15 protein-coding genes and 1 pseudogene are annotated in these 12960 nt (G+C 63.9%); 5 read left to right on the forward strand and 11 right to left on the reverse strand.

The window, feature by feature from the left end; all coding sequences use genetic code 11:
- Positions 1 to 21: 21 nt before the first annotated feature.
- The 4 genes from ACIA12_RS18870 (at position 22) to ACIA12_RS18885 (ending at position 3583) form a co-directional block, all read left to right on the forward strand.
- Complete coding sequence (locus tag ACIA12_RS18870) at positions 22 to 504, forward strand: winged helix-turn-helix transcriptional regulator (protein WP_396368271.1); 483 nt, start codon at positions 22 to 24, stop codon at positions 502 to 504.
- Positions 505 to 602: 98 nt separating this feature from the next.
- Entirely contained in the window at positions 603 to 1451 is an 849-nt protein-coding gene (locus ACIA12_RS18875; RefSeq protein ID WP_396368272.1) for a hypothetical protein, read from the forward strand.
- 1049 nt (positions 1452 to 2500) lie between these two features.
- Positions 2501 to 2806 (forward strand): hypothetical protein, encoded by a 306-nt coding sequence (locus tag ACIA12_RS18880; RefSeq protein ID WP_396368273.1) that lies wholly within the window; start codon positions 2501 to 2503, stop codon positions 2804 to 2806.
- A gap of 96 nt (positions 2807 to 2902) precedes the next feature.
- On the forward strand, positions 2903 to 3583 hold the full coding sequence (locus tag ACIA12_RS18885; RefSeq protein ID WP_396368274.1) for an alpha/beta fold hydrolase: 681 nt from the start codon (positions 2903 to 2905) through the stop codon (positions 3581 to 3583).
- Here the strand turns inward: ACIA12_RS18885 and ACIA12_RS18890 are convergent.
- From ACIA12_RS18890 to cutA, 7 genes and pseudogenes are all read right to left on the reverse strand, one after another.
- Positions 3580 to 4017, reverse strand: a complete 438-nt coding sequence (locus ACIA12_RS18890) for a hypothetical protein (protein ID WP_396368275.1) — start codon at positions 4015 to 4017, stop codon at positions 3580 to 3582. The two genes, ACIA12_RS18885 and ACIA12_RS18890, sit on opposite strands and share 4 nt — an antisense overlap.
- A gap of 40 nt (positions 4018 to 4057) precedes the next feature.
- A pseudogene (locus tag ACIA12_RS18895) lies at positions 4058 to 4243 on the reverse strand (glycosyltransferase 87 family protein); the annotation flags it as partial.
- The gene (locus tag ACIA12_RS18900) at positions 4162 to 4611 is read right to left on the reverse strand and encodes a glycosyltransferase family 87 protein (RefSeq protein WP_396368276.1); all 450 of its coding nucleotides are present in this window, start codon (positions 4609 to 4611) and stop codon (positions 4162 to 4164) included. The gene ACIA12_RS18900 and the pseudogene ACIA12_RS18895, both read right to left, overlap by 82 nt.
- Positions 4612 to 4793: 182 nt before the next feature.
- Positions 4794 to 4970 carry a hypothetical protein gene (locus ACIA12_RS18905; RefSeq protein WP_396368277.1) on the reverse strand — a complete coding sequence of 59 codons (177 nt, stop codon included), beginning with the start codon at positions 4968 to 4970 and terminating at the stop codon, positions 4794 to 4796.
- A 338-nt stretch (positions 4971 to 5308) separates the two neighbouring features.
- Positions 5309 to 5764, reverse strand: a complete 456-nt coding sequence (locus ACIA12_RS18910; RefSeq protein ID WP_396368278.1) for a hypothetical protein — start codon at positions 5762 to 5764, stop codon at positions 5309 to 5311.
- Positions 5751 to 7037, reverse strand: coding sequence for a Hint domain-containing protein (locus tag ACIA12_RS18915; RefSeq protein ID WP_396368279.1), 1287 nt, complete (start codon positions 7035 to 7037; stop codon positions 5751 to 5753). Before ACIA12_RS18915 ends, ACIA12_RS18910 begins: the two co-directional genes overlap by 14 nt.
- A gap of 763 nt (positions 7038 to 7800) precedes the next feature.
- Positions 7801 to 8124 (reverse strand): divalent-cation tolerance protein CutA, encoded by a 324-nt coding sequence (cutA, locus tag ACIA12_RS18920; RefSeq protein ID WP_396368280.1) that lies wholly within the window; start codon positions 8122 to 8124, stop codon positions 7801 to 7803.
- 161 nt (positions 8125 to 8285) lie between these two features.
- On the opposite strand from cutA, the gene ACIA12_RS18925 reads away from it, so the two are divergent.
- Positions 8286 to 8972: an alpha/beta fold hydrolase gene (locus ACIA12_RS18925; RefSeq protein WP_396368281.1), complete on the forward strand. Its 687-nt coding sequence runs from the start codon at positions 8286 to 8288 to the stop codon at positions 8970 to 8972.
- A gap of 2 nt (positions 8973 to 8974) precedes the next feature.
- On the opposite strand, the gene ACIA12_RS18930 is transcribed toward ACIA12_RS18925, so the two are convergent.
- From ACIA12_RS18930 to ACIA12_RS18945, 4 genes are all read right to left on the reverse strand, one after another.
- Entirely contained in the window at positions 8975 to 10132 is a 1158-nt protein-coding gene (locus ACIA12_RS18930) for a glycosyltransferase 87 family protein (protein WP_396368282.1), read from the reverse strand.
- Positions 10065 to 11339 carry a glycosyltransferase 87 family protein gene (locus ACIA12_RS18935; protein ID WP_396368283.1) on the reverse strand — a complete coding sequence of 425 codons (1275 nt, stop codon included), beginning with the start codon at positions 11337 to 11339 and terminating at the stop codon, positions 10065 to 10067. Before ACIA12_RS18935 ends, ACIA12_RS18930 begins: the two co-directional genes overlap by 68 nt.
- Positions 11340 to 11563: 224 nt before the next feature.
- The gene (locus ACIA12_RS18940; RefSeq protein ID WP_396368284.1) at positions 11564 to 11770 is read right to left on the reverse strand and encodes a hypothetical protein; all 207 of its coding nucleotides are present in this window, start codon (positions 11768 to 11770) and stop codon (positions 11564 to 11566) included.
- Between the two features lie 77 nt (positions 11771 to 11847).
- Positions 11848 to 12960, reverse strand: a 1113-nt coding sequence (locus ACIA12_RS18945; protein WP_396368285.1) for a Hint domain-containing protein, incomplete at its 5' end; no start/stop codon positions are given.

Here is a 12960-nt window from a genome sequence, read left to right on the forward strand (position 1 = left end):
AAGCGACTTCGAGGCGGCGTGATGACGGGTGCCAACCGGTTCCGGGACGAGGATCTGTCCTGCCCGTTGTCGACGACGGTTCGGCACGTCGGCGAGTGGTGGACGCTGCTGATCCTGCACGACGCCTTCGACGGGTACACCCGGTTCGACGAGTTCCAGCGCAACCTGAAGATCTCGTCCAGCATGCTGACGACGCGATTGCGGAGCCTGGTCGACGACGGGCTGCTGGAGCGTACGAAGTACCAGGACAAACCGCCGCGTTACGAGTACGTGCTGACGCCGCTCGGGCGGTCGTTGCGCCCGGTCATCATCACGCTCGCCGCGTGGGGAAACTCGCGGCTGGCGGCCGATGAGCGCTCGATGATCCTCGTTGACGCCGGTACCGGCGAGGAGGTCGAGCCGGTCGTCGTGGACCGGTCGACCGGGCGGCGGATCGACGGGCCGGACTACGTCTTCACCGCCGGGCCTGCTGCCTCGGAAGCGATGCGCCAGCGTTATGCATAGCCTTGGAATGCGTTGATTTTCAGGAGATTCTCAGGAGATTTCGGTCGGATTCGACCGCCCGGTAGGCTCGACGCAACACCAGTCGAGGAAGGCCCGACATGTTCACAGTCATCTTGCTGATCGCGCTCGTCGTGATCGGCGTCCTGGCGTACCGTTCCTACCAGCGAACGCAGCTGCAGAACAGGAAGCAGCACGAGATCACCGCGGCCGAGCTCGAGTCGGTGAAGAAGACCGCCGACGAGGACATCACCCGGTTCGGCGAGGAGCTGCAGGATCTCGACCTGGACATGGTCGGCAAGGACCTCGGCGACGGCGCCCGGCAGGACTACCAGCGCGCGCTCGACTCCTACGAGTCGGCCAAGCAGGCGGTCGGCCAGGTCACCGAGGCCGAGCAGATCCGGCACGTGATCGAGATCCTCGAGGACGGCCGGTACGCGATGGCCTGCGTCCGCGCCCGGGTCAACAACGAGCCGCTGCCCCAGCGCCGCCCGTCCTGCTTCTTCAACCCCCAGCACGGCCCCTCGGTCGTCGACGTCATGTGGTCCCCGCCCGGCGGCGCCCCCCGTGAGGTCCCCGCCTGCGCCGCCGACGCCGAGCGCGTCCGGGCCGGCGCCGAGCCCGACGTCCGCAAGGTCATGGTCGGCCCGCAGCGCGTCCCGTACTGGGAAGCCGGCCCGGCCTACTCCCCTTACGCCCAAGGCATGTTCGGCGGCCTCGGCGGCGTGATGACCGGCATGTTCCTCGGCACCATGCTCGGCGGCATGTTCGCCGGCGGCGGCTACGGCGACTACGCAGCCGGCTACGACGCCGGCATGTCCGACGGCGGCGACGGCGGCGGAGGCGACAACGGCGACTTCAACTTCGGCGACAACCCCGGCGGCGACGGCGGCGGCTTCGACGGCGGCGACGGCGGCGGCGGCTGGGACTTCGGCGGCGGCGACTTCTAACCCCACCCCCAAACCACCGGAAGCCTCGCGCTTCCGGTGGTTTTCTCTTTCCGTACATGGCCCCACCCGTACTCGCGTTGCGGACTGACGTCTTGAGCCCACCCGAACCATCGTCGAGCGCACGCAATGGGCAACCGACCCCTCTGGCATCGGTCCGACCGGCGCGCAGCCCCACCCGTGCCCGCGTCGGGCCCCACCGTCTCGAGCCCACCAAAACCACCGTCGAGGCCACGCGCTGAACAACCGACCCATCTGGCATCGGTCCGACTGGCGCACAGCCCTACCCGTACCCGCGTTGCGCCCCACCGTCTTGAGCCCACCCGAACCACCAGCGATGCAGCGCCTCGGGTGACCGACCCGTCTAGCGTTGGCCAGACCGGCGCACAGGCCCACCCGTACTCGCGTTGCGCACTAGCGTCTTGAGCCCACCCGAACCACCCGCTATGCAGCGCCTCGGACCCCTGGCATCGGCGCGACCGGCGCACAACCCCACCCGTACCCGCGTTGCGCACCAGCGTCTTGAGCCCACCCAAACCACCAGCGATGCAGCGCGCTGCCTGATCGACCCGTCTGGCACTTGTTTGGGCGGCCCTAGCTCCACCCGTCTCCGCTGCCCCGCCAGTGTCTTGAGCTCATCTCTGCCCCTGGCGATGGGGCAGGGCGGGGTCCGACTCGCTTGGCGTTGGGGCGGCCCTAAGCTCGCCCGGCACCCGGGAGCCAGCGGCCTGAGCCCACGAACACACCGGCGCTGCAACGGGCTGACTGACTCGGGTTGGGCTGAGCAGGTCCGCGGTTTTCTGGTTTGGAGTCCGACTCGACGGGCTGGCCCACCGTCGGTTCGGGCGCGCGTGGCCGGGTCTGGCCGGACGCAGGGTCGGGCGCGAGTGGCCGGGCGCAGGGTCGGGCGCGCCGGGCGCGGGATAGGGCGCAGGTGGTCGGGTCGGGTGCTTGTGGTGGGCGCAGGGTCGTGTGCGGGGGATCGGGTGCGGGTGGTCGGGCGTAACTGTCGGCTGACCTTCGGCTGCATTGGCTGCCTACACTCTGGACGTATGGGCGACCAGGACGACGATCCGGCTACCGGCGAGACCGACACCGACTGGCGGGTTGAAGGGCTCGGCTGGGCAGGAACGGCTGGAGCCGATGTCATTGCGGCGACTGTCCACAGCGCATTGCTGGCGGGGCGTTCTCGGGATGCGCGCGAGTTCGCGGAGGAGCACGCGGCCGAGACATCGCCAAAGGCGCGGGCTCTGATTGCCAAAGCTTTCGCGGTCGAAGCAACTCAGGGCGCCGAGGCCGCCGCGCGTGTGCTTGCACCTCTGGTCTATCCGGATCCATCGACGGGCACGCCTGGTTGATTCGAACTCGACCGCATTGCCCACGCCGGCCTCGATCGGAACTGACCCCTCGGCAAGGTTTGCTGCTTTTGAGCGACGTCAGGTGAGGGGATGCGGATGAAGGTTCAGCTATCTGCCGGGGAGTTCTACGTACAGGTGTCGGGGCACGAGGGTGCGTCGCCGATCGTCTTGTTGCATGGGACGAATTCGGACTCGTCCGCCTGGGAGCAGGTGGTAGGTGGGTTTGGTGAGCGGTTTCGGGTTTATGCGGTGGATCAGCGCGGACACGGGCAGAGCGCTTGGACGCCGACGTACTCCTTCGAAGAGATGCGGGACGATCTGCTGGAGCTGGTCGAGAAACTCGAGCTCGGGGAGTTTCTGCTGTGTGGGCATTCGATGGGTGGGACGGTGGCGACGCTCTTCGCCGAGCGGTACGCCGATCGGCTCAGCGGGCTCATCCTGGTCGACAGCCCGCCGCCGGACGGTGAGGGCGAGTGGAAGGTACCGGAGCGGCCTGACGAGGAGCCCGGTTTCGACTGGGAGGTGCTCCCCGCGATCTTCGGGCAGTTGGCGAAACCCGACCCAGCCTGGTGGGACGAGTTGCCGGCGATCGCCGTACCGACGCTGATCCTCGGCGGCGGCTCCACCAGCCCGGTACCGCAGGGCAAGCTCGTCGAGGTGGCCGATCGGATCCCGGCAGCGCGGCTCGTGACGATCGAGGGCGCCGGCCACGCCATCCAGCGGACCCGCCCGACCGAGTTCCTCGCCGCGGTCGGCGAGTGGCTCCGCGATCGCTAGGTCTTCGCGCCCAGCTCGATCTTTGTTGCTATCGGCACCGTTTGCCGTCGGGCGCCGAGGGCCAGGAGGATTGCGGCGAGCAGGCATAGCCAGAGGTAGGCGTTGCCGGCCAGGATCTCGATGGAGTTCCAGTGGAGTTCCTGGTTGTCGCCTCGCGGCACCCACCAGATTGGGGCGAGCATGAACAGCGCGGCCCACGTCGCCGCGACCTGCCACGGCCAGCGCCGGCCGAGTCGGGTTGCCGTGAGCAACGAAGTACCGAGCGGGATAACCCAGACCCAGTGGTGGCTCCAGGAGACCGGTGAGCAGAGCAAGCTGATCAGGCCGGTCGTCGAGACCGCGGCCAACTGCTCGCCCCGGTCCCAGAGGATGCGGCTCAGCCAGAGGCCGGCGATCACGGTCAGGCAGGACGACGCCCTGCCACAGCCACCCACCGCCGTCGAGATCGCCCGTCACCCGGATCAGGAACCCGTTCCATGACTGGTTCCCCGAATAGGCCAGACCGCCGATCCGGCTCGTGTCCGAGATCAGCTGGGTCCGGTAGTCGTACGCCGTCCGCGGCGTGATCAGGAATCCGATCAGCACCGTGCCCACGAAGGTGGCCGACGCGTACGCGAGCGCCTTCCACTGCCTACTGACGACCAGCAGCCCAAAGAACACCAACGGCGTGAACTTCCCCCCGCCGCCAGTCCCACCCAACCCCTCGCCCCCGGCGCCCCGGCCGGCCCCAGCAAGTCGTACAAAACAAAGGCACACAACATCAGGTTGACCTGCCCAAACCCCAACGTCTCCCGCACCGGCTCCAACACCAGCGACCCCGCCACCATTGCCAACAGCACCGGCGACTTGAGCACCCGCCCAGCTGACAACCGCCAGACAGCAACCAAACTGACGAAGGTCCCCAACGTCCACACCGACACCGCGACGACCACGGCAGCAACGCAAACGGCACCATCACCACCGCAGCAAACGGGGATAAGTAAACGGCAACCCCGCCAACCGCACGTCATAAGATGCGGCAGCATCATCCAGCAGCGTTTCCCCCCAACCGATAAACCTTCAAATCCACCAACGAATGCCGCCAAAGCATCGCCAACACCACACTCGCCACAACACAAACCCCAACGGCCATCCCCCACAACACCTTGCTCCGCATACCCAAGAGCCTGGCACGGCACGCATTCCGCCTCTCCCACGCCCCAGGACCCAACTACTTTTTCATAGCCATCGAAACCCCACTCGTCGTCAGCGCGAACATCCGCACGAACGCCGCCCGGTCATCCGCATCGTGGTCACCCCGTTCCAGCGACAAGAACCTGGCCGGTTCACGATCAATGGTGGTGACCGCACCCGCCCCACCATCGCCCTCCGCCGCAAACAGCACCAAACACCGATACGACCTCACCACCCCGTGCCGAACCTCAGGCATGAACGACTGCAGCACAACATCCCCCACCGCCACTTGCCTCCGAAGCGCCTCCACACAACTCCACCGCGTACCCACCCAAGCCTCTCCGCCGCCAACTGAATCTCAACCAACTATCGAAACCAATTCGGCATACCAAAACCCGGATCCGCGCACTCAACCGGCGCCCTCCCCGCCCGACCGGTAAACCTCCAATCCACCAACGAATGCCACCGCAACAACGGCAACACCGCACAACACCACATGACTTCCCTGCGCCGCCGCATCATGGACCGCTTCGAATGCGCACGGATCCAAGCTCAAATCAAGTGAGGAGGATACCCATAATGCGCACCAGATAGATAGAAGGCGCGCCAAGCCTCGGTTTCCCTGGATGAGTTCGGGAAAATCTCCAGGAACAGCTCTTCTGCCCAGGTCAACACCAACCCTCCGGCGCCATCCAAAGAGACATCAGAGACTTTCAGATTGAATTTCTGAACAATTTCATTGATATCACGCACGCGCGCATCGTACAGAGTATCGAAGTTGTCAAAAGCATCGTCACCCGCAGACTCCAAGGAGAAATTCATATCCGCAGATCCAACCAGGATGCGCCCATCTCTCACCATTCGGAAGGGACATTGAATATGTATAATGAGCTCCCCTTCAGTTCCGAAAAGCTTTACCATCCCGGTACCGGCCGCCCGGCCGACCGACCGCAGAACCGCTCCTTCCATCAGGTCGTGAATCACCCTCGCCAGTTCATCCACAGCCACCGAAAATATCCTTTGCCTCGTCGAGAATCTGATGGTAATCGTACCCTTGACTGCCGATCCTCTTGTGGAGAGCCTGCCGCTCGGCAGGACTCACCTTGCGTCCACTTTGCCGCTCATACTCACGAACCGCGTCGTTGAACTGCTTATTTTCGGCTTGATTTCCCCGTGGCGCCCGGTAGCCATCGTCTTTACTTCGATCGCCCGGATCCCAGTTCTTCTCCACCAGTTTCCGCCAATCATCCCAATCTGGACCATTAGCGTTGTGAACAAGCACCGGAACAGTCCCGGCAACCACGTAATACGTATGCGCAGAATCGACCGTCAGATTATAAACTCGAGCATGAGCGCCGTAGGCCCTGACAGCCGAAACAGTAACTCGATCGAGGCTTCGGAACGGAGACAACTGATCCCCCACATGGAGATGATCAGCATTTACCCAAGCCTGTGTTCCTCGAATGAAGAATGGATGGCCTCCGGTTGCAACGATCTTCGACGGAAAGGAGGGTGAAAGGATATTCTTTCGCTCTACGATCGAGATTTCAATCAGCGACTTCTGGCCGTCACCTACAATAACTCGGGTGACTGGATGGGACCCAGTCCGGCCATCTATCGGGTCGGCGGCCAGAACATCGTCACCGATCTTGACCTGATCGATTCGCTTCGTGGTTCCATCAGCCATGAGAACTGCCGTTGCAGGAAGGAAAGAATTGCACCGCTCGGCAAGCCCCTTGCCAACCTCTCCCGCCTTGCCCGCTTTACCACCTCCGATGATTCCCTTGAGTAGCTTGGCGCCATCGCCGAGCGCCATCAACTTCGGAATTGGAATTGGAATTAGAAGTAGGAGACCTTCGCCAAATAGCTCTTCGCCGGGCAACGGCAGGTAATCTCCATATTCGCCTTGCCAGCCTTCGGGCATGACGCAGGATGGGCCTGGGATGCAGCCGGCCATTTCGTAGAAGCGGTCGGGGTGGGGGCGGGCTGGATCGTTCGCCATGGCTGAGAACAGGTCATTGCGGCCGCCGTCGCTGATGGTGCCGATGACGGAGCCGGTCTGGTCCAGGGCATCTTGGTAGGTCAGGTCAGCGCCTGCCCCGTTATCGCCTGTTTGGTCATCGCCGGCACCGACGGTGGTTGCTGGCTTGTTGGGGTTGCGTGGGCAGAGGGCAGGGTTGCCGGCGGCGCAGTCAGGGGTGCCGGGCGGGTTGTGGTCATCGTTCTGGGCGCCGTCGTCTATGCGATCGGCTCCCGATCGATCTTCTTCTTGCGTTCGCACTCGGGGTCACAGACCGGCGGCGGGGGCTTGGGGCAATTGCCGAGTTGCTTGCATGTTGGCTTCGGGCAATTGCCGAGTTGCTTGCAAGTTGGCTTCGGGCAATTGCCGAGCTGCTTGCAAGTCGGTTCCGGGCAATTGTGGAGCTGCTTGCAGGTTCGGCGACAACCCCGGCGGCGACGGCGGCGGCTTCGACGGCGGCGACGGCTGGGACTTCGGCGGCGGCGACTTCTAAACCCACCCCCAAACCACCCCAAGCCTCACGCTTCCGGTGGTTTTCTCTTTCCGTACACGGCCCCACCCGTACTCGTGTTGCGGCCTGACGTCTTGAGCCCACCCGAACCATCGTCGAGCGCACGCACTGAGCAACCCTCCATCTGGCATCGGTCCGACCGGCGCACAACCCCACCCGGACCCGCGTTGCGTGCCGGCGTCTTGAGCCCGCCCAGATCATTAGCGGTGCGGCGCGCTGAGTGATCGACCCGTCTGGCGTCCGTGGGCCGGCGCGCAGCCCCACCCGTGCCGCGTTGCGTACCAGCGTCCTGAGCCCGCCCAAACCACCGTCGGCGACCCGCATGGGCTGACTCATCTCGGCATTGGCCCGACCGGCGCACACACCCACCCGTACTCGCGTTGCGCACCAGCGTCTTGAGCCTACCCGGACCACTGCCGAGGGCACGTAATTGGTGGCCGACCCGTCTGGCATCAGTCGGCTTACGCAGTACGGCGGACCCGAGGTATCCGCAGTACTGGAAAGGGCACGCGGTTAGTGCTTAGCTGTCGTGCGGTCCAACCACTCGAAGTACCCCGCCGATCCGGCGATGAGCGATACCGCTGCCACCTCGGGGTTGCTCCATGGGTGCTGCTTCAGAAGGTGAGCCTCCAACTCGGCGTACCGGGCTTCGGTGGTCTTCAACAAGACCTGCCACTCCTCACCCTCGCCGTACTGACCTTCGTGCCAGAACACCGAGACGACAGGCCCGACGACCTGCGCACCCGCCGCGAGACCAGCCTCTACCGACGACCCCGCCAAGCGAACTGCTTCATCGCGGGACGGAGTCGCTGTCGAAACCTGAAGGTATTGAGCCATGGCCGGGAGTCTAGAACCCTGGCTGGAGTGGGCGCGGCGACGCGGAGCGGTTGACGCCGTCCAGCAGCCACCGCAGCCTACGGCCGGTCGGCCTCGCCTCGACCGGGCTGACCCTCCAGCAGGGTTTGCTGGTTGTGAGCGACTCAGGTGAGGGGATGTGGATGAGGGTTCAGCTGTCCGCTGGGGAGATTTTCGTTCAGGTGTCGGGGGCTGAGGGTGCTCCGCCGATGGTGTTGTTGCATGGGACCAACTCGGACTCGTCGGGTTGGGGGCAGGTGGTACCGGGGCTGGGTGAGCGGTTTCGGGTTTATGCGGTGGATCAGCGCGGACACGGGCAGAGCGCTTGGACGCCGACGTACTCCTTCGAAGAGATGCGGGACGATCTGCTGGAGCTGGTCGAGAAACTCGAGCTCGGGGAGTTTCTGCTGTGTGGGCATTCGATGGGTGGGACGGTGGCGACGCTCTTCGCCGAGCGGTACGCCGATCGGCTCAGCGGGCTCATCCTGGTCGACAGCCCGCCGCCGGACGGTGAGGGCGAGTGGAAGGTACCGGAGCGGCCTGACGAGGAGCCCGGATTCGACTGGGAGGTGCTCCCCGCGATCTTCGGGCAGTTGGCGAAACCCGACCCAGCCTGGTGGGACGAGTTGCCGGCGATCGCCGTACCGACGCTGATCCTCGGCGGCGGCTCCACCAGCCCGGTACCGCAGGGCAAGCTCGTCGAGGTGGCCGATCGGATCCCGGCAGCGCGGCTCGTCACGATCGAGGGCGCCGGCCACGCCATCCAACGCACGCGACCGACCGAGTTCCTCGCTGAGCTGGACGAATGGCTGGACGCCATTCACCAGTAGAGCTACGTGACCGCATCCAGTTGGACGACCGATGCTGCGGGGTCTTTTTCGTGCCGACGGCCGACGGCGAGCAGGACGGCGGCGGAGATCGAGAGCCAGAGGTAGGAGTTGCCGACCAGAACCTGGAGAAAGTTCCAGTCGAATTCCTGGTTGTTGCCTCTCGGCGGCCACCAGATCGGCGCCAGCATGAACAAGCCGGCCCAAGTGAGGGCTGTTGGCAACGGATATCTCCGGCCTACCTGCGTTGCCGTCAGCAACGAGACGCCGAGCGGTATGCCCCAGACCCAGTGGTGACTCCAGGAGACCGGCGAGCAGAGCAGGCCGATCAACGCCGTGGCCGAAACCGCCGCCAACTGCTCACCCCGCAGCCATAGGCTACGACTCAGCCAGAGCCCTGCGATCACAGTCAGCAGTACTACGCCCCGCCAGACGTTCCCCCCACCATCGAGATCGCCGGTCAGCCTTGCGAGGAAGCCGTTCCACGACTGGTTGCCCGAGTAAGCCAGCCCGCCGATCCGACTGGTGTCGGAGATCAGATGTGTCCAGTACTCGTACGCCGTCCGCGGGATGATCAAGAATCCAATCAACACAGTCCCCGCGAAGGCTGCCGACGCGTGCGCGAGCGCCTTCCATTGGCGGGTGACCAGGAGAAGGCCGAAGAAGACCAACGGGGTCAGCTTGATGCCGGCCGCCAGCCCGAGCCAGACACCTCTCCCCATCCGGTCCTTCGGGCCGAGTACGTCGTACAGGATCAAAGCGCAGAGAATGAGGTTGATCTGCCCGTACGACAGCGTCTCGCGGACCGGCTCGACCAGCAGGGATGCTGCTGTGATGGCGATCAGGACCGCAGGGTGCATGCGGTCTTTGAGCAGCTTCGTCAGGCTCATCCGCAAGATCGCCATGAGCGCGATCAGCGACACCGCGATCGAGGCGCCGTACGCGAGCCCCCACGGCAGCAGCGAGACCGGTGCCATCACCACGCCGCCGAAGATCGGGTAGGTGAACGGCATCGCGATGTACCGCAGCCGAGCCATGTAGAGGCTCGCCGGATCGGACAGCAACGCCGCCCCGCCCAGCCGGTAGACCTTCAGATCAGCCCCGGTGTGGTCCCACACCAACGGCAGAACCGCCGCGACGACGACGCAAACCCCCGCCGCCACCCACCACCGGCGCTTGGCCGGGTCCCCCAGGATCCCCAATATCACCCAAGTCAGCCTGACAGCCACTGGGGTCACGGCGGTCTATGCCACTTTTACAGTTCTGTCTCAACCCGAGCGCGAGTATGACCACCGCGACCATTGCCGCGATCAGATACGCGTTCCCACTGAACTGCTCCGCGAACGACCAGCCCAGTTCCCGATTCTCATGGTTGGGCGGCCACCAGATCGGCGCGATCGCAAAAACCCCGAACCACAACACCCCAAAAACCACCCGGTACTTCGTAAGCCGCCCGATCACCGCCACCCCCAACGGAATCGCCCAAACCCAGTGATGACTCCACGAAACCGGCGAACACAACAACCCCACCAACCCCGTCACCGACACCGCCGCAACCCGCTCGCCCCGCACCCAAAGCAGCCCGGCCAACCACAACCCACCCGCGACCGTCACAGCGACCAACCCAGCCCAGACCACACCCCCGCCGTCCAGATCCCCCGTGAGCCTGACCAAAAACCCATTCCACGACTGATTACTGGAGAACGCCAACCCACCGATCCGAGTCGTATCCGCCAGCAACGACGTCCAGTACTCCTTCGCCCCGTGCGGCGTCACCGCAAACCCGACGAGCACCGTCACCGCAAAAGCCGCCGCCGCCTGCGCCAACGCCTTCCACTGCCTCGTCACAACCAGCAGCCCGAAGAACACCAACGGCGTCAACTTCACCGCCGCCGCCAACCCAACCCAGATCCCCCGCCCCCGCCGCTCCACCGGCCCCAGCAGGTCATACAAAACCAGCGCACAAAACATCAGATTGACCTGCCCGAACCCCAACGTCTCCCGCACCGGCTCCAGCACCAGCGACCCCGCAACTACCGCCAGTAACACCGGCGAAGCCAACCCCTTGCCAACCGACAGCCGCCAAACAGCAATCAAACTGACAAACGTCCCCAAGGTCCAACCCGCCACAGCCACCGCCCACGGCACCACCGCGAACGGCACCATCACCACCGCAGCAAACGGCGGATAAGTAAACGGCAACCCCGCCAACCGCACGTCATACAGGCCCGCCGCATCATCCAGCAACGTCACCCCACCCAGCCTGTAAACCTTCAAATCCACCAACGAGTGCTGCCAAAGCATCGGCAACACGATGCTGGCAACCCCACAGACCCCAACCGCCAACCCCCACAGCGCCTTGGTCCGCATGCCCAAGATCCTGACACGGCACTTCCGCCCAGCCCGCAGCCGGCCCCGCGGCCCGGGCCCGTCTAGGTCGCCCCGCCACAGCAAAGAGCCCCAGTCCTCCCCTCAACTCACGCCGACGCCACCCTTGAGAAACCCTCATCGCGACAGTGGCTGTTGAAGTGCGGTAGGCAGCCGGCACCGCACACAAATGCGGCCCATCGGCACGGTATCCATCCAGGACACCATCAACTCGCCTGGTCGCCGATGGCACGAAGCACTTCAGCAAGCCAAATGAGTCCATGGCCAACTACACGGTCAGGGTTGGACAACATGTCCTCTAGGTGACTCCAGGACTCTGAAAGCATCCCAATTGTGAGATCTTGCGGCTGATTGTAGACATCGTAAATCTGATCCGGAGGAACAGACCAGAACGCTTCCTTGTCGATCTCCACAACCGCTCCGTCAGCACGAAGACGATCCAGGAGCAAGCCAAGCACCGCGTCAAGCCTATCCACTGGAATTTCAACCATCAACAAACACCCCCAGTAATCTTTGCGATATTATTGCGGAAAGTCTCAATCTCTGTTCGCAAGTGTTTTGCGCGCCCATCGATTATCCGTTGCCGAACAGCATCGCTCGGCGCATTCTTCAAAAATCCTTTATTGTCATATGCGTCCGGGTTCGCCAAGTAGTCCCTGAGCTTCGCCTCATGCTCCTCAATAAGAGCGTTATACGTGTCTATAGTCTTAAGTTGGCGAGGAGTCAGATCACCGTTGCTATTGTGAACTAGCACTGGCGCCACGCCAGCAAGAACATAGTACGTGTGCGCATTGGCTACCGTGAGGTTGTATACCTGCACCGAGATCTGGCTCTGCCTGGTACCTGCGACGAGAACGCGCTCCTTCGACGGACTGACAAGTTCATCACCCGGCCGAAGATCGCCAGCCTCGATCCACGACTCGCTGCGCCGCTCGAAGAAGGGGTGCTGCGCCGTTGCGATCACGCCTCCATGCAGCGGCAGACCGAACTGGGTTCTCTCCTCCACGTCGACCTCGACCATCAATTCGTCGCCGCGGTGGGCATAAACCTTCGTCACCGACTGCGCCGTCGTCTTGCCATTCTCAAGATCCGTGGCCATTACCTTGTCACCGACCTTGATCTGGTCGATTCGTTTGGTGGTGCCGTCAGCCATCAGAACGGCCGTCGCTGGCAGGAAGGAATTGCAACGCTTGGCGATCTCACCCGTTAGCTTCCCTGCCTTTCCACCTTTTATCGCTCCCTTCAGAAGCTTGGCGCCACGGCCGAGCGCCAGGAGCTTAGTGGGAAGTGGCAGAGGAATGGCGGCCAGAAACAGTTCTCCGAATAGATCTTCGCCTGGTAGGGGGAGGTAGTCTCCGTACTCGCCCACCCAGCCTTCGGGCATGACGCAGTTTGGGCCTGGGAAACATCCGGCCATTTCAAAGAAGCGGTCGGGATGGGGGCGGGCGGGGTCGTTGGCCATCGCCTCATAGAGATCATCTCCGTAGCTGACCTCTCCGATGACGGAGCCGGTTTGGTTGAGGGCGTTTTGGAGGGTCTGGTCGGCGCCGTCTTTGTTGTCGCCGGTTTGGTCGTCGCCTGAGTCGACGGTGGTTGCTGGCTG

The organism is Kribbella sp. NPDC051620 (assembly GCF_044453825.1).
Taxonomy (GTDB): domain Bacteria; phylum Actinomycetota; class Actinomycetes; order Propionibacteriales; family Kribbellaceae; genus Kribbella.

Coding starts and splice junctions, on each gene's coding strand:
- ACIA12_RS18870 (WP_396368271.1), top strand. CDS start 22: ATGACGGGTGCCAACCGGTTCCGGGACGAGGATCTGTCCTGCCCGTTG.
- ACIA12_RS18875 (WP_396368272.1), top strand. CDS start 603: ATGTTCACAGTCATCTTGCTGATCGCGCTCGTCGTGATCGGCGTCCTG.
- ACIA12_RS18880 (WP_396368273.1), top strand. CDS start 2,501: ATGGGCGACCAGGACGACGATCCGGCTACCGGCGAGACCGACACCGAC.
- ACIA12_RS18885 (WP_396368274.1), top strand. CDS start 2,903: ATGAAGGTTCAGCTATCTGCCGGGGAGTTCTACGTACAGGTGTCGGGG.
- ACIA12_RS18900 (WP_396368276.1), bottom strand. CDS start 4,611: ATGATGCTGCCGCATCTTATGACGTGCGGTTGGCGGGGTTGCCGTTTA.
- cutA (WP_396368280.1), bottom strand. CDS start 8,124: ATGGCTCAATACCTTCAGGTTTCGACAGCGACTCCGTCCCGCGATGAA.
- ACIA12_RS18925 (WP_396368281.1), top strand. CDS start 8,286: ATGAGGGTTCAGCTGTCCGCTGGGGAGATTTTCGTTCAGGTGTCGGGG.
- ACIA12_RS18935 (WP_396368283.1), bottom strand. CDS start 11,339: ATGCGGACCAAGGCGCTGTGGGGGTTGGCGGTTGGGGTCTGTGGGGTT.